Consider the following 21,159-nt stretch of genomic DNA (forward strand, 5'->3'; position numbering starts at 1 on the left):
AATTATGAATGATGAATGCGCTATTAAATCATGAGATTAGAATGATGCCCGAACCGTTAAGAGAATGTCACACTTTTCGGGCATCATTGATTGCACATGCTATTCTCTTTTCTTAATTGTTTACCGCTTTATAAGCAGCTTCGTATTCTGAGATGATCTGATCTCCTCCGCTCTTTCTCCATCTTTGAACCTGCTGCTTAAATTCATCCACATTGATATCTCCCAGAATATATTTATAGGTCGCATCTGTAATGATTTTTTGAAGCTCAGACCCTTGTGAGGAATAGGTATCAGACTCTAGCGAGTATAAAGGGTTGAGTACAGCAAAGGTGGCGTTTTCTTGAATGAGCCTTCCAGCCTCTGTTTTCAGCGGATCATTATCGTGAACTTCATAGCCGGGCTCCTTCGGTCTGGAGGACGCAAACGGCTGTACCTCCTGTTCCCACAATTTTTGATTAATAATGGTTACCGATTTATCTTCATTCATTGAATAATGCATACCTTCAATACCATAAGTCATTAGCGTGTACACTTCTTCAGACATTACATCGTTCACAAATTGAAGAATTCGCTTCAGCTCCTGTTCGTCCTTTACTTCCGATTTAGGAAAAGCTAGGAGTCCTCCTACCCCATTACTCGTTGACCAGATGGCACGATCACTTTCGTTTCCTGTAGATGTGATATCGTTTACCATGACAAGCTCCATGTTGTCCTGAACCCCTTTGGCAGAATTAAGCAGGTTTTTAGAGTCAAAAAGAGCCCCAACATAAATGCCTGCTTTCCCTTGAGAGAAGCCCTGCTGTTGATCTGATTTGGCTGTCACTGCAAAGCTTTGATTAATGTAACCGCCTTCATAAAGTTGTTTCATAAAATCCATCGTTTTCAAATAACCTTCTGTTTCGAACTCGGGAGTGACCTTGCCATCATCGCTGACAGCCCAGCTGCTAGGTGTTCCAAAATAAGATCCGAGCGTCTTAAATGCTCCAAAGACGAGATCACTTCGATCGATAAAACCGGTCGTATCCTTCACACCATTGCCATCCGGATCTTGCTCTGTAAATGCTTTTGCCACTTCCATTAGTTCATCTGTCGTCTGTGGTACAGACATCCCTAACGTATCGAGCCAATCCTTACGTAAGATCACACCGTTTCTGGCCACATCCTTTTGCATCGGAATACCGTATAGCTTTCCTTCAATAGACGCTGAATTTCTCATATCCTGTGAGATAGCTCCCAAATTCGGGAATTCATCCAAGTAGGGACTAACTTCCCAAAAAACCCCCGCTTTTAAAGCATTACGAACCGATGAATTCTCCAGCATCGTGAGTGATACAATGTCGGCTAAAGAGTCAGAGGCAAGCGAGGTATTGATTCGCTCTTCTTTTGAGGAATCGGGTACCCAAGCAAAATCAATGTTTGCCTGTGTTACTTCTTCGATTTTGCTCAGCACAGTATCCGTTGGAGGCGATGGTGCATGCAAGATATTCATCCAGCTGATATTTACCATACCGTCTTCATTACTCGATGACTCTTGAGCGGAATTTGTTTCACCGCAAGCGGTTAACAACAGCGAGCCGCATAAGACCAATGCCGCACACTTCATCAACTTCGTATTCATTCGAACTCCCCTTTTCTTAATGGATAATTAATTGGATTTTATCATACGAGGAGCCGAGAAATTGGACATAGAACATTCAAAATTGGCCAAAAATTGCGCTGTAACGAATCCAGTAACTTGACATCATTGTTCTCTTCATACCTATAACAACAAAAAAAAGTGAAAGTTCGAAAGAGTTTAATCTTTCCGAAGCTTTCACTTTTCAGGTACGACTATGCTAAGAATCTTCTAAGCGCACCAATCAGCAAATCATGATCCTCTTGATCAGGCAAGCCCGATACCGTAATGGTACCAACTTGTCCTATTTCGTTAATGGTGAGGGGAAAACCACCGCCTGCAGCAACATAATCAGCAAATGGAAGTCCATAGTCATCTTCAAGATTCTTTCCTTCTTCACGCAATTGCAGTGCCACGTGCCAGGAGCTCATACCAAAATGCTGGACGACATTATTTTTCCGACGAATCCATTGCTCGTTATCGGCCGATGTACCCTCCATCGCATGACTGAACAGCCTCTGTCCGGAACGATATATTTCCACCGTGATGCTCTTATTCACTCTCTTGGCTTCTTCAATAATGGTCAAACCCAATTTCAATGCGGTTTCGTTCGTAAAAGAAGGAAACCGCAGCTCCTCTTCCTCGAGCTCCATCTGTTTAATTCGTTCACTGATCTCCAGCATGCTCATCACTCCTCATGAATTGTTAAATATGTATTTGGGTATGGAATGTACTATCTAAGAAAATCGTATCACGAAGAGCTGCATTTGTCCCAGAGAAAATTTTTATTACAGGATCATACTATTAAAATGAAATTTCTATCATCATTTATAAGACAACTTGGTTTACATAATATTTATTACGAAAATAATGGTTGTTCCTTATTAGTTAAGTATTTAAATGTTCAACGTAAAACAGTGTGACCTTTTATAAGATCACACTGTCCAAAAAATACATATCACATTTTTAAATATCTTCCTGCTATTTAGAATAATCCTCTATTTATTGTTTATGCCCAACGTCTGTGCTAGACCCGCAACATCAAGCCCATCCACACTAAAGGCACTTCGCACAAGCTGAGGAAATACGAATTCATCATATTTTCCTAAATATGGGGCTTCCTCCGGCTTCAGTAACAGGCTGGGGTCCTCAAGATTTAACAGCTCTTCGCTAATCGCATGATGCATGGTTATCGGATCTGTTTTGCCTGAAACGACCATATAGTAAGGTTCCATAGGGACGATAGATCGTAAATTCAATCGCTGGGATAAATTATGCTTAAGCAGCCGCTCCAAGGTACGAAACTGCTTGCTCCCCGCCCATGGCAGAATGAAGAGAGAATCTCCTCCCGCAGGTATAATCATGCTGTTTAGCAGTCCACTTTCCCGAGCCAGTCTTCGAGCTCGCTCAAGCCGATTAACTGCGCCTGCAGCCAGATAAGGGTATATGGTGCTGCCTGCCAAGACCTCTCGCATCTTCTGCATGACTTTGGTGTGGATATCTCCTCCTGCACCGAGCCATAGTGTATCGACCTTGCCCTTAGCTGATTTGACATACAGTGCTTTGTGCTTCACATCAACCTCTTCGACCTTCCAGAGCTTACCTGCTAGAGAGAAACAATAGCCAGGAGGCGGTACTGTTGTAATTGATCCGATTTCTTCCGACCCATTATATACAACATGTTCCTCATCATCCTTGAAGACTGCGTAGAACCGGTAATTGTTCACAATCTTCTCGCCGCCCAGTCCGATGATCAGGCTTCCCTCCTCTGTGCGCTGAATATGATCCGTCTGTAGTAGATACGTAAGAAATTGTTTATATTCATTCGTGGAAATCTCCCTGAAGGCAGGCAGTGTAAGCACATGTCTCGCAAGCTCTGCCGGGGTCGCTTCCCCCATACTTTTTAGCGTACTCATTGTCTGATGATACAATACACCGACGGGCTTCTTCCGAACGTCCACAGGTTCTACCCACTTGTCCCGTAGATACAATTCGATCACAGCTATAGCACGCAGCAGTGTCCACGGCATCCGAGCAGGAAGCTGTGCTTCTTCATCTTCTTCCTCAGGAATGAGGAACATCATCTCAGACGCCTGATCCTCTCTACGGCCAGAGCGTCCAAGACGCTGAACGAAGCTGGAACTGCTGTACGGCGCTCCGAGCTGAATGACCCGCTCTAGTTCACCAAGATCAATGCCAAGCTCCAATGTAACCGTCGCAGCAGCCACGGCAGGTCCCTCTCCTGTCTTCAGTGCAGCTTCGGTTTCTTCTCGCAGCATGGCGGAAATACTGCCATGATGGACGTGGAAAACATCGCGCTGCTCCCGTTTAGCAGCGATCCGTCTTAGCTCAAGCGTAGTTAGTTCTGCATCTGATCTGCTGTTGGTAAACACGAGTGCTTTCTTCAGATGAGTTACATCATATATGAATTGATGATAGGCCTGCTTGGCCAGCTCTAACTGCTCTGCCTGCTTCTCATCCCGGGCATCCGGCAGGGAGAAATGCTCAACAGACAGCCTCAGCTTTCTTCCTCCTTGTGGAGAAACCACTTCAGTGGATATTGCTGTTCCTGCACCAAGCCATCCTGCAGCCGATTCATAATCGCTTAAGGTGGCCGACAAGCCGATCCGACGTGGTGAACAGGAAGCCATCCGCTCTATCCTTGTCATCTGACTCAGAACCTGTATACCTCGATCGGCTCCCATAAAGGCATGAACCTCATCGATAATAATGTATCTTAAATCATGAAACAGGGCTGGAATCGCATTGGGCCGATTCATAAGCAATCCTTCTAATGATTCCGGCGTAATCTGCAAGACACCCGAAGGCTTCTGCATCAGCTTGGTCTTCTCTGCTTGCGAAACATCCCCATGCCAATGCCATACTGGTACATTACCTTCCTTCAGGAGATCGCTTACGCGCTCGAACTGGTCGTTAATCAGCGCCTTTAACGGTCCGATGTAGAGTATCCCTACGGATTCTGGAGGATGATTATACAACTCTGTTAGTGCGGGAAAAAAAGCGGCTTCAGTCTTCCCCGAAGCGGTACCCGAAGCAATCAGCAAATGATTCGGTGTGTCAAAGATAACACGGCATGCTTCTACTTGTGCTTCACGGAGGGTTTCCCACCGCTTCTTGTATATAAATTCTTGAATGAACGGAGCCAGACGGGTAAAAGGATTGGGTGTCCGGTTCATGCTCATAGGTCAAACTCCGCGAGAAAGTCATCCAGGTCATCCGAAGGGCGTTCTTCCTTAGAAGAGACAGATACGGACCTAGACCCGGCACGATTTTCACTCTCCTGTTCACGGTCAGACAGCAGCTCTTCAAAGGCCGTTTCTGGATGCTGATGCAGTGTATGAAGCAGGTCCATGAAATCACGAATCACTTCTCGTGTCGTCAGAAGCTGTTCTGCTCCCAGTCTGCCAACTGCAGCCTGCATGAAGGTTATCAGCTGCTCATTGGACAGCTGAGCTTCATATTGGAAATGCATCGCGTGAATCTCACGCAATTTTTGCAGCAGGATGAGTATCTCCTCATTCGACAGCATTTCAAGCTTAAGAATGGGAGAAGTGTATGTCTTTAGCAAGCCTCCGCCATAACGACCGTCGATTAGACGAGATCGCAGTGCTTCATAGCTGAACAGCCCTCTTCGTTCATCCTCAACAAACTGTGGCGTGCCTCCCATGTATATGCCTAAATGCTCTGCTTTGCCCTGCATCGTATCGTTAAACATCGTCAGCAGCTTCTCGTAGTTACTGTGCCGGGATATACTGTTCGTAATCTTGTACAGGTTTACACCTTCATCTATAAATAACAGCAGTCCCTTGTAACCAATCTTGGCTATAAACTCGCTCCACAGCTTCATATAATCATACCAATTGTCATCATCTATAATGACAGATACGCCGAGCTCCTTGCGGGCTTCCGTCTTGGTCGTATATTCACCGCGCAGCCAGCGAAGTGAAGCACCCTTGAGATCATCATCCGTCAGCTTGTAACCGTTCCAATAAGCAGCGAGCACCTTGGCAAAATCAAATCCATGTACCAGGTTCTGCATTTCATTGGCAACAGCATAGATCTGGACCTCAACCTTCTGGGTGATCGCGGGATCATCCGGCTTAAGTCCGAACTCTAGCATCAGATCCTGCTGAATCGCAGCGATCCATTTCTGCAGTATAGCCTCCAGTGCGCCGCCATCTGGACGGGTCTTGGTGGATAAATGTGTCATTAGTTCCCGGTAAGTGGCCAGTCCCTGCCCTTTAGTACCGACCAGACGACGCTCCGGGGACAGATCCGCGTCAGCAACGACAAAATCTCGGTCCATCGCATAGTTGCGGATCATTTGGAGCAAGAAGCTCTTGCCGCTTCCGTATCTTCCCGTAATCAAACGGAAGGCTGCGCCGCCTTCGGCAATATTGTCCATATCTCTCAAGATCGATTCGACCTCAGGTTTGCGCCCAACAGCAATATGTTCAAGTCCGACTCTGGGGACTACGCCTGCAGTTAATGAGTTTACAAGCGCCGTCGTCAGACGTTTTGGAATTTTCAATGATTTCATATTTGTTATTACCCCGTTTCATTCTCCGGACCATAGCTTGTCCAGCATACTCATATAATCTTCGACAATCATGTCCTCATCAATGATCAAGTCGCCGATATGCTCCATTGCGGCTTCATTAATCTCCTCAATCAGCACAGCGGGCATGGAGCCTGCTCTGCTGGCAGCAGCCTGCAGCGCTTGTTCACCATGGATGTTCTTAAGTGCGAACAAAATTTCGAGATGTGTATGCTGTAAGCTAGCGGCAAAATCTCTCCATTCCTCATCAAGCTCTTCCACGTTCCATACCACAGCAGGCTGCTCTTCCACTTGATTCTCCGCAACAACAGCTGATACGGGATTCACTTCTTCAATTTCGTCTACAGATAGAGGAGCAGGTGCATCAAAGTCCATTACGGCCTGAATAATCTGCTGTCCTTCTGACTCGCGCTTTAAGGAAGCTGCTTGGGAGCCGCTATGTTCCAATAATCTGTTATGTCCGCTATGTTCAATCCGTGCCTTACTGGAAATATTCACTTCCTGTTCTTCATCATCTACGCCAAGCATCAGCATATTTCTTACCTCATCAGATTCACGTGCTAAGCGCTCAAGCTTTCGCTGATTGATGTGGATCTGCGGCTTAACCGCGCGGGCTGTTTCAGCTTTGAGGGCGTTCATCTCTTTTATCAAGTAGCGTGAGATAAGCTCCTCCACCTCTTGTTCAAGTTCAATCCCTCTTAGTCTGCCCTTGAACCCTTTCAATTCGCGCAGCTTATTCTCAGTGAATCGCACTAGCTGAGTGATATAAGCTCTTAATGGCTTATACTCGCTGATCGGCGCATACTCGACGGTTATCGTTCGTCCGTAGATGTCACTATCATATAGTGCACTCTTGAACAGCGTCCGTTTCACACGCCGGGAGTGAGGTTCAAAGCGCTGGATCAGCCTGGCTCCATGGGATCTGTATAAATATTGATCAACAAGGGCAATGACCTTCGGAGTAAACCTCGTCATCTCATATCGACCGCTCTCGATATAAAACCGGCTTCGCTCAGGATCAAAATCCAGCATGAAAAAGAGGTTGTCCCAAGACAGCTCTACCGGTTCAGCGGTAAATCGCCGTTTCCATTCCAGCTCCTTCAATTCATTCGACATGCTGCGAGGCAGCTTCTTATTCATAGGAGGCGGAACATAACCCAGCTGATGCAGGGCTGCAAAATCATAGAGCCATTCTCTCATGTAGTTGTCCATCTTCGGATGATGTTTACGGTAAGCCTGCCACACTTTATTTAGCTGGTCCCAGCCATCAGACGGGTCAACCCAGCCAATTCCGTTAATAAGCTCGTATATATATATACAAATAAATAGGACAAATCCGTCACTGGATAACGGCAGGCCCGCACTTCTGATCTCCAGTAAAAATACCACTGATATTGCTCAGTTCTCATCTGATCATAAGTGGGCCAGTAGCTGTGAAATGGAACAAAAGGAACCTGCTCAGCACAATACTCTGCCAGTTCTTTGGCTGTATGTACAAACTGCTGCTCCCGTGATATATAACGAAAATCCTGCTCCCAGATCACTTGCGGTACGGTGTTCTTAGGGGCATAGATCTGACGAACTGATTCGCTATGAGGAACTTCCTGCACAGCCAGGTTATTGTACCGATTAAGTCCATCATCCTGCACTTTACTGAGCTCTGTATAACTGCTCTTAGATGGTTTCTCAGTCGCTGCTTCCTCCCAGATCAGAACATCTGGAATGTCCAGGTCATCGATATGAGAATCCAGGGATCGTTTATATTTAGCATCACTAGTACCTGCGTTGTTGTCCTTAATATCTGTAGAAATTGCTTCACTTGGAGCAATGGAAACATCCCTTTCATTTCCTGACAGATCAAATTCGGCAAACCGGATCTGATCGTTGTTACTCATAGGACATACCTCCCTCCATCACAATTTAGATTATAACACTTGAAGGAATTGAGCATCTATCCCTGCACAAAAAAGAGAAGGATTCTTGAGTTCGAATCCTCCTCCTAGCGTGAGAGTATTATTTCAGTTCTGTACTCTGCTGTGTCTCTCTTGTATATTCCACAAACTGAATTCTTTTCATCACTTTGCGGATTCCTTTCGGAAGAAAATAGGCGACAGGAAATGCCAGCAAGAAAGCAATACTCCAAGAACGCATCCATATCATTAAGAAGGAATCATGAAAGCCGTAATTAATTGACATCATGACAAATGACATCAGACATGACATTCCAAACGCCATAAAAAATGTGAAAATAATCGTTTCGTACTTTTTATTTATCTTCATTATGTTTCTCTCCGTTGTTCTATAATCATATTGCTCAGGACGCTGCGTTACCGCATAACGATGTATTTTATCAGTAAGTATGCAGTTCGTCAATCGTTAGGTGTTGCTCATATTCTTTCTTTGACCGCTTGAATGAACGCTGCCGGATTCTCTTTAACAGTATAAGGATAAACGCCTTGCTGTGTATGCAGATATAGCAGTCCATCCTTCTCGCCCACCTTTTTGTAGGATAGATCAAATACTTTATCCAGTGGAAACTCCCGATATTTTGTAACAATCTTATCCGAATAAAGAATCAATTCACGCTCATCTGCAATGGTCTCCATACGGATACCTTCAATTTTACGTAACATTTTATAATAGGCCTGTGTGGCAAGCCTCTCCATATTATTCACTCCTTGCTTTGAATGATAATGCAGCTTGAATTACCCGATCTTCGTGAGTCTTTTTACGATGACTTCGATTACTATTCATGATAATCTGTTATCACAGTGAAGTAAAATCTCCATAAGGAGTGATCATGTGAATCCCTTCTCACCCGACATGTTAAGAGACAAAGTCATTATCGTTACGGGAGGTGCTACCGGCCTCGGCCAAGCCATGAGTGAGCAATTCGCAGAGCTTGGTGCCAAGCTCGCCATATGCGGAAGAAGACAGGCGGCGCTGGATCAAGCGGCTGAAGTATTTCACTCTAAAGGTCAAGACATCTATGTACAATCCTGTGATGTAAGAGATCCTGTTCAAGTGAGTGAATTTGTGAAAGCGGTTTATTCACATTATGGTAAAGTTGATATTCTCGTCAACAACGCTGCAGGCAACTTCATAAGTCCAACCGAGCGATTGTCTCATCGGGCAGTAGATTCAGTTCTTGGCATCGTTCTGCATGGTACCTTCTATATGACCCTTGAAGTCGGCAAAAAATGGATTGAGCTTGGCCATCCTGGAACGATGCTGAACATTGTAACGACTTATGCTTCAACGGGATCAGGCTACGTAACCCCTTCTGCTGCAGCTAAGGCAGGGGTGCTTGCCCTTACTCGTTCACTTGCGGTAGAATGGGCACCTTATGGAATTCGTCAAGTTGCCATTGCACCGGGAGCTTTTCCAACCGATGGTGCAGACTCAAGACTCTCTCCCACACCGGAGCTCCAGCAGCAATTGATTGACCGTATCCCTATCAAACGCGCTGGCAGTAAGGAGGAGCTTACTCATCTGGCAGCCTTTCTTGTATCAGACTATGCAGGCTTTATTAACGGTGAAGTCATAACGATTGATGGCGGCGAATGGCTGCAGGGAGCAGGACAGTTCAACGGGTTAACAGAAGTATCGCATGAACAGTGGGATGAGCTTGCCAGAATGACACGTAAAGGCAAATAGAATAAGGACACCTATTTTGCTGATGATCATCAACAATAGTAGGTGTCCGTTTATATTAATTTATGATTTGATAACTTCTCCGCCCATATAAATGGTAGAGCTGTATAGTCGCTTCGTTTGAACTAAAGGCTTCGCTCCCGGCATAACAGCAATAGAATCTGCATGCGATGAATAGATGCGAATCGTATCACCATCGTAAATTGCAATTTGCTCCCGGCCGTTACCTAGAAAATCGGCATGCCCTACATAACCATCTACCGGAAAGGCTGTAACCACATTCATATCACCGTCATAGAGCGTAGGAAATATACCCCCTCCACGTCTATAAGCTAGTATGTAATCCATCCCGCTCTCATCCCAGCCGCTGATAGTATCAATAATGGTGAGCCAGCCGTCTGTTTGACGATGCTCCTTCCATATTTCTTGACCGTTTGCATCCAGCATGAACATTCCATCCTTGCCTTTAAGGCCTGATTTGCCATCTCCGCGAATGATCCGGTCCAGCCCAGCAATCTGAAGCCCCGGCAGATCCTCTCGGAATCGTCCAAGTGCAATATGCTGGGATTCAATAGAGTCCTCATATCTCCATACTTCTGTTCCATGCTTATCCATCATCACCGTTACGCTGCCGCCAATGACAATCTCCATCTCTCCATCCCCGTTTACGTCCCCTACCCATATACAATCTGCATGATCAGACAAGTCCTGACAGCTCCATAGTACGTTTCCGGCTGAATCCAGCAGATCATACCCTGCCATGACTTCGTCTTTACCATCACCATTGATATCGTAAACCCACGGGAAGTGACCGGGATTCCCTTGATACGTCCACAGCAGTTCAAAATCGGAATTTAGCGCCCATATTTGATGATAACGATCTTTGAGCAATAGATCCGTTGGACGATCATTTCCAGACAAATTTGCGATAATAATACAGTCGTGCGCTTCCGGAGAGGGAAGATCATAGACCTGTCTGCTCTCTCCAGTCGTCCCGTCAATAATATGAAACTGATCATTCATCACACACAGGACTTCCAGCTGTCCATCACCGTCCAGATCATACACTTGTGCAGGATAATCCGATCCTTGTGTGCCTGCATCCATATCCGGAGTTCCTCTTTGCCAGAGCATCCGTCCCTCCAGATCAAATACCGTGATACACTGCACCTGATGAGGAATATACCTTACATCCTTGCGGTTATCCGGCTGAATCATAACCAGTTCCAATCTTCCATCGTTATTGAGATCCCCGAATAACATTTTACAGTTAGGACCAGCTGCACTCGCATCAACTGTTGCAAGGCAAACCGGCTCTGATTGCTGAAGTATCATGAGTGGTCCTCCATATCAATGAATGTAGTGTAGATAAGCGTTTACATTGTACAGCATAAGGGATCACGATCTTTCCATCAATTGGACTTTTTTGTATAAGTGCTTTTGGGTATGGAATATATATCCTGTTCATGTTATATTCACTCTGTTCGTCAAATTTCGAGTATTTTTGTCATATCCTTAGGAGGCCTCATGTTTAAACTTCGTACCGTTCTTGTCTTTGCATTCACTGTAATCGTCATTATGCTTACTTTCATTCTGGGATCAATACTTAGCCATCGTGCCGAGAGCAGCCTCCAGAAGGAGATAGGTCAATCACTTGCGAACATTGCCTATCAGATGTCGGACAAGCTGGACAATTTTATGTGGTCAAGGCAGGGTGAAGTCGAAATGCTGGCCGCTACATATACACTGGCTCAGAATAACGAGATTTCCGCAATCCAAAATTTAATGGGACAGCTTCAAACAAGCTTCCCTTCTTTCTCATGGGTAGGTTATATGAATGTGAAGGGAGATGTGTTGGCAGCGACAGATGGAATTCTGGTGGGCGCAAATATATCTGAACGTCCTGTCTTCAAAGAAGGAATCAAGGGCAAATTTATTGGAGATGTACACGATGCTGTACTGCTGGCTAAGCTTCTTCCCAATCCTACCGGAGAGCCGCTGCAATTTGTGGATATTAGTATGCCGGTAATGGACCGTGACGGTCAGGTTAAGGGAGTGCTCGCTGCTCACCTTAGCTGGGAATGGTCTAGAGAGGTGGAGCGGACGATATTGGAGCCTCAGCAGCAGCATACGCAGGATATGGAGCTGTTCATTGTAAGTAAGAACGATAACACGATTCTGTTAGGGCCCGATGATATGGTGGGTCAACAACTAGACATTCAATCCATTCAAAATGTGCAAAACGGTCAAAATTCATGGGAAATTGAAGAATGGCCCGATGGACAAACATATCTAACCGGCTATGCATATGGAGATGGATATTTGAATTATGAGGGTCTCGGATGGTCCGTACTGGTCAGACAGCCTGAAGCCACAGCCTTTATTGGTCTTAACGAGCTGACAAGACAGTTTATTATGGTAGGGGCAGCCGCCGCCCTCATCTTTGCTGCGATTGGCTGGTTATTGTCAGAGCGAATTACAAAGCCGATCCGGGGAATTACCAATGCGGCAAATCAGCTGAGACAAGGTAAAGATGTGAAAATCCCGGTATATAAAAGTTTCTCAGATATGCAGATTCTCTCCCTGTCTCTTCGCAGTCTGGTCGATACACTGGTTCGGACAGAAACAGCGCTGGGTGATATGAAAAATCAGGCTCATCGGGATCAGCTTACAGGCTTACCTAATCGGGCAGCCCTGGAGATTTATTTGGAGAATACCATTATGGATCTGGATCCGGAGCATGAGGCGTTATCTTTTATGTATTTGGATTTGGACGGCTTTAAGCGTGTTAACGATACTTTGGGACATCAGACAGGTGATATTTTATTACAAAAAGTAGCAAGCCGCTTAAGAGAAGCCATCCCAGCGCGTGATATCGTTGTCCGCTTAGGCGGAGATGAATTTTTGATTATTCTGCGTTCCGGGAAGGATGAAGCGATAGACGCGGCGCGCACGATCTCTCATCGGATCATTGAATCGATCAACAGCCCTTTTATTATTGATCTCAATCATGTAACGATCGGCTGCAGTATGGGTGTATCCTTCTACCCGATCCATGACAGGGATGTGGGAAGTATAATTCGGCTTGCAGACGAAAGCCTGTATCAATCCAAGCAATCCGGAAAAAACCGGGTCACCTTCTATCCTCATGAAGATATCCGATCATCGGATGAATAGCTATGCAAAGAACCCGGCAGATGCCGGGTTCTTTGACACATCCAATACATTCGATCGTACCAGCTCTATTCTCGCTTAACCATTTCCTTCTTCAATCGTTTAAATAGTGCGCTATTCCAATCTGCATTGGGCGATGTGTAGCTTGTTGATTAATAATTAGGGATTTGAGCGTATGCTTATCTTCCTTCGACATTTCCACAAATTCTGCACCGTATCTATACTCTGTATCCAGATTCTGATGATGTCTGATTATCGCATTAAGCCTGAATTTTCCGTCAAGATTCACACGGACGATATCCTTCTCCTGAATCGGAATCGGACTTTCGATGGAGAATAGCAAGCCTCCCAAGCTAATATTTTTAATATCACATTGCAGCCCTGGCTCAAATACAATCGGACTGGAGGATGCTTGCGGTAACAAAGACTCTAGACAAGAGTTCAAGTGCCTCACCGGTATGCGGACATCCTTCCGTCTATTCAGCATCTTTTTCTGTAAATTTGGTGGTAATATGCATAGAATCCGCTGCAGGTAGCTTGCAATGGGATAGGTATCAAACACAATTAATCCTTCAGCAGAGTAGATCGTGATGCCCACCGAATTACCTAATGGAAACGGGATATTCTCCTCCACCTCAAACATCACTTCAAATACATCGCCTTCTATATAAGAGACACGCCCTCCAACCGAGCGGAGCTTACTCCGTACAACGACGACACAATCTATTAATGAGGCTTCGTTAATTTTATCTATGCTCATCATGTATTCCTCCTGAAATAGTTAAAAAGCTGCATTGAAAATACATCGTTGTGTGTTTTTGGAAAAATGATGATCAGGATTATTATATAAGAATATCAGAGATTTGAAATGTAGTTTTTTATATGAGTGAGCAAACCGAATCCGTTTCATCATCTCTATAGTAGCTTCAAGTTCAGCCCTGTATACCAATTTATCGGTTAATGCGTCTTGTTCCGAAATACTTGCTGTTATTCCATTGGAAGACTTCAATGAAAATAAAAAGAAACAGGGCTCTTATTAAAGCCCTGCATGTGAATTGGAATTTAATCTACTTGGGATATCGGTACAATTATGTTGGGAAAGAAATTGCGTTGAAGTTGGTATTATTTGCTGATACTGAGGTCACGTTTGTACTTGTCGTCAGAAATCCTCGTACAGTATACGTGCTTGTCGCCGTTGCAGGAGCTGTATCTACATAAGTATTCGCAATAATAAACCGCTGAATTCCTGCGGTACTACCGCTCCTAATAACGACCTGTGTATTGATCAAGGTTGCATCCCTGTATAATCTAAATTCCACCTGAACCGACCAATCCGCCGTTGTATCGACTTCTGCAGAGAGGGTGTAATCTATCTTAAGTGTTAGGCCTGCTGTAGTATCCTGGGTTACCGTTGCAAGCGTAATCTCTGTCGCTTCGGGCATTTCAATGGCTCCGGGAACATTTGCAAAAGCCAGCACAGGTGATTCGGCAGTTGCACCCGTCGAGCCTGTAGCTCCCGTCGCACCTGTTATCCCCGTTAGGCCGGTTGCTCCTGTCGGGCCGGTGGCTCCTAATGCTCCGGCTTCACCTGTTGCCCCTGTTGGGCCGGTTGCACCGACTGCGCCTGCTTCGCCCGTTGCTCCTGTCGGACCTGTTGCACCGACTGCCCCTGCTTCACCTGTTGCTCCTGTTGGACCTGTCGGACCCGTTGCACCGACTGCCCCCGCATCACCCGTTGCTCCCGTTGGGCCCGTTGCACCGACTGCCCCGGCTTCACCCGTCGCACCTGTCGCCCCTACTGCCCCGGCTTCACCTGTTGCTCCCGTCGGACCTGTCGCTCCTATTGCCCCGGCTTCACCTGTTGCTCCCGTCGGACCTGTCGCTCCTATTGCCCCGGCTTCACCTGTTGCTCCCGTCGGACCTGTCGCTCCTATTGCTCCCGCTTCTCCGGTTGCTCCCGTTGAGCCGGTTGCACCGACTGCCCCCGCATCACCCGTCGCTCCCGTCGGACCTGTCGCCCCCGCATCACCTGTTGCTCCTGTCGGACCGGTTGCACCTGTCGGCCCAGTTGCACCTGTCGGCCCAGTTGCACCTACTGCTCCTGCGTCACCTGTTGCTCCCGTTGGACCGGTTGCACCCACTGCTCCTGCTTCTCCGGTTGCTCCTGTCGGACCCGTTGCACCGACTGCCCCTGCTTCACCTGTTGCCCCTGTTGGGCCGGTTGCACCTATTGCCCCTGCTTCTCCGGTTGCTCCTGTCGGACCGGTTGCACCGACTGCCCCCGCATCTCCGGTTGCTCCCGTTGGACCGGTTGCACCTACTGCGCCTGCTTCGCCCGTTGCTCCTGTCGGCCCAGTCGCACCTACTGCTCCGGCTTCACCAGTAGCTCCTGTCGAGCCCGTTGCACCTACCGCTCCTGCTTCTCCGGTTGCTCCCGTCGGGCCTGTCGCCCCTACTGCTCCTGCGTCACCCGTTGCTCCCGTTGGGCCGGTTGCACCTACCGCCCCTGCTTCACCCGTTGCTCCCGTTGGACCGGTTGCACCGACTGCGCCTGCTTCTCCGGTTGCTCCCGTTGGTCCCGTTGCACCGACTGCCCCCGCAACACCGGTTGCTCCAGTTGAGCCGGTTGCACCCACTGCTCCGGCTTCACCTGTTGCCCCTGTTGGGCCGGTTGCACCGACTGCCCCCGCATCTCCGGTTGCTCCCGTTGGACCCGTTGCCCCGACTGCTCCTGCTTCTCCGGTTGCTCCCGTTGGACCGGTTGCACCGACTGCGCCTGCTTCTCCGGTTGCTCCCGTTGGTCCCGTTGCCCCTACTGCTCCTGCGTCACCGGTTGCTCCCGTCGGACCTGTCTCCCCCGCATCACCCGTGGCTCCTGTCGGACCCGTTGCACCTACCGCTCCTGCTTCACCCGTCGCACCCGTCGGACCGGTTGCACCTACTTCCCCTGCTTCTCCGGTTGCTCCTGTCGGGCCCGTTGCACCTACTGCGCCTGCGTCACCTGTTGCCCCCGTTGGACCTGTTGCACCGACTGCCCCCGCATCTCCGGTTGCACCCGTCGGGCCTGTCGCACCGACTGCTCCTGCTTCTCCGGTTGCTCCCGTCGGACCTGTCGCCCCCGCATCACCTGTTGCTCCTGTCGGACCGGTTGCACCTACTTCCCCTGCTTCTCCGGTTGCTCCTGTTGGGCCGGTTGCACCTATTGCCCCTGTTTCTCCGGTTACTCCCGTCGGGCCTGTCGCCCCTACTGCTCCTGCGTCACCCGTTGCACCTACCGCTCCTGCTTCACCCGTCGCACCCGTCGGACCTGTTGCACCTATTGCTCCCGCTTCTCCGGTTGCTCCCGTTGGACCCGTTGCACCAGTTGAACCACCAGGCGGCCCTTCTGGCCCTGTAATTCCTGTTGCTCCTGTCGCACCTGCTTCACCGGTTGGCCCTGTTGCCCCTGTTGCCCCTGTAGCTCCGATCCCTCCAGAGTTTGCTCCAAGGAGCTCAGATGAGACAATTCGATGGGCTGCTGCCAAATTTCCAGCGGCGTCTTTGCCCCATACAGATAACTCAATTAAATCTTCTGCAAGACCGCTTGTAAGAAATTCGAATTCAAATCCATCCAGGTTAGCGAAATAGGTTCTGTTAATCACACCATTAGGTCCAATACTTAATGAATCGAGTACATATAATGTTCGAGCACCGTCTAACACATATCCCTGAACCGTTACAGTTCCGCTATTGATGGTATCTCGGTTTTCAATGGATATCGTTACCTGCTGTGTCAGTCTGACTCCATTTACCGCATTATTCTCAATAGGTCCCGTTGAGTAATTAGCCATATTACCAATCTCCCTCAATTATGAAGTGCTTTGTTAGTTACAACACTCACTTCTTACAATTCCGAAGACACTAATCGATGCGCGCTTACGATATGACCTGCTCCATCTTTTCCCCACACGGATACTTCAATCGCATCATGATCTTCAACCGACACTTTAAACTCATAACCGTCGACATTGGCTATATAATCGTTTGTAAATACTGCATTCGGATTGAGATTGAAGAGCTCTTCCACGTAAATTGTTCTTACTTGATCCAGCACATATCCTTGTATTAGGACCGAAGCATTTTGTGTCAATGATCTATTTATCATTTTAACTGTGACCATTTGGACCGGCCGAAGGCCGTTTACCGCACTATTCACAATAGGGCCCGTCGTGACAACCAATTATTGTTCCCTCCTTCATTACTGACCAATCCCAATAGATTAGGAACCATCTTTCTCAACATATGATGTCGGTGCTCAATGAATGTCATGAACCTTGTCGAGTTAAGCATTAATTTGGATCCTATTCGAACATTTCATCTACATATGTTTAAGTTTTGTCTCCTGGGTGAACATAATAGAGTGTGCTGTTGTTTAGAGGACATGGAACAGAGCTTTGTTTATTGTCAAGTGAATTATTTGTGATATATGATTACTAATGAATTTCGCTTGCAAACCCTATCACCATCTACATAAATCAATTCAACTTACTGATTTACATAGATGCCGTATAATTAACTTAACAAAGGAGAATGAAGCATGAATAAACGTTTTGATTCAAAAGTTGTATTGATTACTGGAGCAGGCTCCGGATTAGGACAAGCAGCAGCCCTTCAGATCGCTAAGGAAGGCGCCAAGCTGTCACTGGTTGACCTCAATCAAACCGCACTTGAAGAAACCAAGAAATTGATTCTTGAAGCCGCACCCGAAACAGAGATCCTTCTTCTTACTGCCGATGTATCCGATGAGCAAGCGGTACAGAAATATGTAGATGATACAGTACAAAAATTTGGCCGCATCGACGGTTTCTATAACAATGCTGGGATCGAAGGTACTCAGGCTCCTACGGCAGAATACAACAGCAAAGTGTTTGACAAAGTCATCGACATCAACCTTAAGGGTGTCTTCTATGGTATGAAATATGTACTTCCTGTAATGAAAGAGCAGCAGTCCGGCGCCATTGTAAACGTAGCATCTGTCGGCGGGATTCGCGGAGTTCTGAATCAGGCAGCTTATGTTGCAAGTAAACATGCCGTGTCCGGTATGACAAAAAATGCAGCAATCGAGTACGGTCAGTACAACTTGAGCATCAATGCCATCGCTCCAGGTGCCATCATGACTGCTATGGTCGTTGGTTCCTTGAAGCAGATTGGCGGGGAAGACGGTTGGGAAGAAGCAGGCAAGGAATTTGTCAGCGTCAATCCGAAAAGACGTTTCGGTAAACCCGAAGAAGTAGGCCGTCTCGTCGCCTTCCTTCTGTCCGGAGAATCCGAATTTATTAACGGTGCCGTTATTCCTATTGACGGTGGACAGTCGAACCAATACTAATCCATCTTCAAAACGACACTTGGACCCCTGCCTGGGGTCCTTTTCTATTAGATGGGTTCAATCTGATCCCTCCATCTCCACACAAACAACACTAAGAGGCGGATCCCTATAATAAGGGATTCGCCTCTTTATCAGTGCTTCTATCTATAATTTGACCTAACTTGTCGCCTTCTCCCCTATACGCAGGGAATGCTGGAGCTGGACTAGATCCTCATATATCGCTGGGAACTTGGAGAGCCAAGGGATATTTATTTCTACTGGATCTTTCTTATCCTTAATGGATTGAGTGAGCATTTCAAAATAACGCCGAAACTCTAGCCTATCCTCATCAGATATCGCTTCGGTTTCATTTTTGTTTGCTGCTGCCAGCAGAACATATCCCAGATGCAGGCAGTCTGCAACAGCCGGCCACAGCACGGCGATCCGGCCGCTTTTTTTAATAGACTCCGCAAAAGCATCATCGTAGACCATTCTTAATTGAATCAATGCATTACGCAGATCATGCTCTAGTTTCTGCTTATCATGAACAGGATCTTCATTTAGTATTGCAAGCAGTAATTCTCCTTCTTTTTGAACGGCAAGGGACATCGTCTCTGGCAGTTTCCTGGAGGCCCTAGTTCTCCAGAGCAGCAATGAACCCACAATAGCGATAATACTTCCGATGATAATATCTACAATACGGGCCGAGATAAAGTATCCTGCGGTCAAAGCAGGCTGAATGGTTGTGCCGATCAGCAGCGTGCTTGGTGTCAGGAATAATACAGCCAGTGCATAGTTTCTTCCGTAGATAAGCTCCACAACGAATTGAAAGATCATTAGAGTTAGTGGTATGACTATACCAAGCGGTTCGTACCACAGCACGGCAGCACCAATCAATATTCCGATGATTGTCCCAGCCGAACGCTGCAGACCTCGATATACTGTACCGATATAGGTGCCTCCTGCCATAACAGCTGCACTAGACAAGGGAACCCAATAAGAGCGGTCGAAATGAAAACCATAGGCGATGGCCGCTGCAACGAGCAGCACCAGTCCATATCGAAGTGAAGTGTACAGGATCGTTGAATCCGGTCTGAATGCGTTACGCAGCAAATCCAGAATCGAAGGCTTCGAATGAACCACTGTCACACCATCTCCAGCCGGTGTATCAACTTCTCTCGTTAACATAACATACGCCGCTTCAATTTGAACATGCAGATTTCGTAACGAACCCTCAAATTCATCTTCCAGAGAATAGTTCGTACGAACACTAGCATCTCTAGTATGGATGGCATGGCTTAGCCTTTGTAACGCTTGCGCCAGCTCGTCCTCAGCCGCATTTTTGCTCTCCATGGAGACATCAATGATCGATATAAATATTTCGCTCGCTTGCAGATTTAATCTCTTTAATTTTTCTAAGTACTGATGATTTCTCGAGCCAATCACTTTACCATTCGTTAAGGTGCGTTCCGCCTGCTTCATAAGTGAAGCACTCTGATGCTGAAGATCCGTGAATCGCTCTGTACCGATACCGGATAGCAGCTTGGATAAGCTCTGATATACAGCAGAGACTGATTTATTCTCAGGACCGTAAGGGACGATCAAATAACCGAACATCCCCACAATCCAAGCAAACAGCCCGCCTAGCAATACGCACATTATATTTAACGGCAATGCACCTGGATCATGTGGCATGGACGTTCCGACAGAATAAGCAAGGACAAAAAACATCCCCCCTGGACCTGTTATTTGAAAAAGATTGAATATAAAGACAGATAGTGCGCCAACAACTCCAAACATGAAGACCATTAATGGCACATTGTAGGAGCTTAAGGCGCCTAGCGTTAGAGCAGCGGTCAAGCCAAGTGCAACCCAAAACAAACGGACTGCACGCTGAGCATAGGTTTCATTCGACACATACAAAAAAGTAAAGCCGCCGATGGATGCCAATATTCCAAGACTCGGATTTCCACTCAGAAACCCTAATATGGAAGGTATACCTACACTTATAGCGGATCCAATTCCTCGAAACCAATTTAAAGGAATGGGCTTGATTGCAAATGCTTCTCTATACTTCCTTTCCGCCGGAATGCTGTGTTGTACACGGCGTCTGTCGGTGGATTTTATATATTTGCTATTTTTATGATTTTTGTAATTATCCATACTTGTTACCTCGATTTCCAACTAAAAATGTATTGCATGAGTGGCTGCATTATCTTCTATCCTGCACAACACTTTGTTGAATACAGCCAGCTCATCTTGGGGTATTCCTTCAAGAACCTTGTTGAATACCTGTTCCAGATGTTCATATACCTCATTTCTTAAATTCACGCCTTGCTTAGTAATGTAAATGCGATAGGACCGCCGATCCTCCTCATTTGTCTTGCGAACAATCAGTTCTTCCCTTTCCAGTATGTCCAAAATTTTAGCGAGTGTTGCCGGATCTTTATCTGATATGGCGGCTAACTCTTTTTGCGTAATACCCTCATGCTCGAACACTCTCTTAACTACAGTCCATTGCTCAGGAGTTATCGAATAGCTTCTTAAATATCCAGTTAGAAACCGCAGCACCGCTCGGCTAGTTCTTGTTATCGCATATCCATACTTCTCTTCATTCCCTAATGCTCTCATCCATCTGCCTCCATAGTTGTTATACAAATTATATGTATACAAATCAATTTTATCTCTCTGGTTGTACTTTTTCAAGTTTTTTCTGAAAATTACTTGTTAAACGAATCAATTTCATCATACCCAGGAGTCCTGAATTTGATGTCTCCACACAAAAAAAGAACC

General features: G+C 46.6%; 17 protein-coding genes. 3 read left to right on the plus strand and 14 right to left on the minus strand.

Going from position 1 to position 21,159, the window contains the following annotated elements:
• Window positions 1–112: 112 nt before the first annotated feature.
• The 8 genes from BK126_RS00705 to BK126_RS00740 all read right to left on the minus strand — a co-directional run bounded on the left by BK126_RS00705 (window position 113) and on the right by BK126_RS00740 (window position 8,860).
• Entirely contained in the window at window positions 113–1,618 is a 1,506-nt protein-coding gene (locus tag BK126_RS00705; RefSeq protein WP_143757647.1) for an extracellular solute-binding protein, read from the minus strand.
• Between the two features lie 212 nt (window positions 1,619–1,830).
• Complete coding sequence (locus BK126_RS00710; protein ID WP_076310836.1) at window positions 1,831–2,298, minus strand: heme-degrading domain-containing protein; 468 nt, start codon at window positions 2,296–2,298, stop codon at window positions 1,831–1,833.
• Window positions 2,299–2,613: 315 nt separating this feature from the next.
• On the minus strand, window positions 2,614–4,818 hold the full coding sequence (locus tag BK126_RS00715) for a DEAD/DEAH box helicase (protein WP_445321898.1): 2,205 nt from the start codon (window positions 4,816–4,818) through the stop codon (window positions 2,614–2,616).
• Entirely contained in the window at window positions 4,815–6,176 is a 1,362-nt protein-coding gene (locus BK126_RS00720; protein ID WP_076310837.1) for an ATP-binding protein, read from the minus strand. The genes BK126_RS00715 and BK126_RS00720 overlap by 4 nt, the downstream gene beginning before the upstream one ends.
• An 18-nt stretch (window positions 6,177–6,194) precedes the next feature.
• Entirely contained in the window at window positions 6,195–7,439 is a 1,245-nt protein-coding gene (locus BK126_RS00725) for a tellurite resistance TerB C-terminal domain-containing protein (protein ID WP_083655664.1), read from the minus strand.
• A 5-nt stretch (window positions 7,440–7,444) separates the two neighbouring features.
• A complete protein-coding gene (locus BK126_RS29685) occupies window positions 7,445–8,089 on the minus strand; it encodes a TerB N-terminal domain-containing protein (RefSeq protein WP_076310839.1) in 645 nt (214 codons plus the stop codon).
• A gap of 118 nt (window positions 8,090–8,207) precedes the next feature.
• Window positions 8,208–8,474: a DUF2798 domain-containing protein gene (locus BK126_RS00735; RefSeq protein ID WP_076310840.1), complete on the minus strand. Its 267-nt coding sequence runs from the start codon at window positions 8,472–8,474 to the stop codon at window positions 8,208–8,210.
• A gap of 107 nt (window positions 8,475–8,581) precedes the next feature.
• Entirely contained in the window at window positions 8,582–8,860 is a 279-nt protein-coding gene (locus BK126_RS00740; RefSeq protein ID WP_076310841.1) for a hypothetical protein, read from the minus strand.
• A 136-nt stretch (window positions 8,861–8,996) separates the two neighbouring features.
• On the opposite strand from BK126_RS00740, the gene BK126_RS00745 reads away from it, so the two are divergent.
• Window positions 8,997–9,851 carry an SDR family oxidoreductase gene (locus BK126_RS00745; RefSeq protein ID WP_256702664.1) on the plus strand — a complete coding sequence of 285 codons (855 nt, stop codon included), beginning with the start codon at window positions 8,997–8,999 and terminating at the stop codon, window positions 9,849–9,851.
• A 60-nt stretch (window positions 9,852–9,911) separates the two neighbouring features.
• On the opposite strand, the gene BK126_RS00750 is transcribed toward BK126_RS00745, so the two are convergent.
• The gene (locus tag BK126_RS00750; protein WP_076310843.1) at window positions 9,912–11,183 is read right to left on the minus strand and encodes an FG-GAP-like repeat-containing protein; all 1,272 of its coding nucleotides are present in this window, start codon (window positions 11,181–11,183) and stop codon (window positions 9,912–9,914) included.
• A 192-nt stretch (window positions 11,184–11,375) separates the two neighbouring features.
• On the opposite strand from BK126_RS00750, the gene BK126_RS00755 reads away from it, so the two are divergent.
• On the plus strand, window positions 11,376–13,025 hold the full coding sequence (locus tag BK126_RS00755) for a sensor domain-containing diguanylate cyclase (RefSeq protein WP_076310844.1): 1,650 nt from the start codon (window positions 11,376–11,378) through the stop codon (window positions 13,023–13,025).
• Between the two features lie 91 nt (window positions 13,026–13,116).
• On the opposite strand, the gene BK126_RS00760 is transcribed toward BK126_RS00755, so the two are convergent.
• The 3 genes from BK126_RS00760 to BK126_RS00770 form a co-directional block, all read right to left on the minus strand.
• Complete coding sequence (locus BK126_RS00760; protein ID WP_083655665.1) at window positions 13,117–13,785, minus strand: PilZ domain-containing protein; 669 nt, start codon at window positions 13,783–13,785, stop codon at window positions 13,117–13,119.
• A gap of 325 nt (window positions 13,786–14,110) precedes the next feature.
• Window positions 14,111–16,852 carry a beta strand repeat-containing protein gene (locus BK126_RS00765; RefSeq protein WP_083655666.1) on the minus strand — a complete coding sequence of 914 codons (2,742 nt, stop codon included), beginning with the start codon at window positions 16,850–16,852 and terminating at the stop codon, window positions 14,111–14,113.
• 53 nt (window positions 16,853–16,905) lie between these two features.
• Window positions 16,906–17,241: a hypothetical protein gene (locus BK126_RS00770; RefSeq protein ID WP_076310846.1), complete on the minus strand. Its 336-nt coding sequence runs from the start codon at window positions 17,239–17,241 to the stop codon at window positions 16,906–16,908.
• A 357-nt stretch (window positions 17,242–17,598) separates the two neighbouring features.
• Here BK126_RS00770 and BK126_RS00775 point away from each other — a divergent pair, with 357 nt between their 5' ends.
• The gene (locus BK126_RS00775; protein WP_076310847.1) at window positions 17,599–18,387 is read left to right on the plus strand and encodes a glucose 1-dehydrogenase; all 789 of its coding nucleotides are present in this window, start codon (window positions 17,599–17,601) and stop codon (window positions 18,385–18,387) included.
• 156 nt (window positions 18,388–18,543) lie between these two features.
• On the opposite strand, the gene BK126_RS00780 is transcribed toward BK126_RS00775, so the two are convergent.
• Both BK126_RS00780 and BK126_RS00785 read right to left on the minus strand, forming a co-directional pair.
• The gene (locus tag BK126_RS00780) at window positions 18,544–20,529 is read right to left on the minus strand and encodes an FUSC family protein (protein ID WP_076310848.1); all 1,986 of its coding nucleotides are present in this window, start codon (window positions 20,527–20,529) and stop codon (window positions 18,544–18,546) included.
• Between the two features lie 21 nt (window positions 20,530–20,550).
• The gene (locus BK126_RS00785; RefSeq protein ID WP_076310849.1) at window positions 20,551–20,997 is read right to left on the minus strand and encodes a MarR family winged helix-turn-helix transcriptional regulator; all 447 of its coding nucleotides are present in this window, start codon (window positions 20,995–20,997) and stop codon (window positions 20,551–20,553) included.
• Window positions 20,998–21,159 lie beyond the last annotated feature (162 nt).

The organism is Paenibacillus sp. FSL H7-0326, assembly GCF_001955535.1.
GTDB lineage: Bacteria > Bacillota > Bacilli > Paenibacillales > Paenibacillaceae > Paenibacillus > Paenibacillus shunpengii.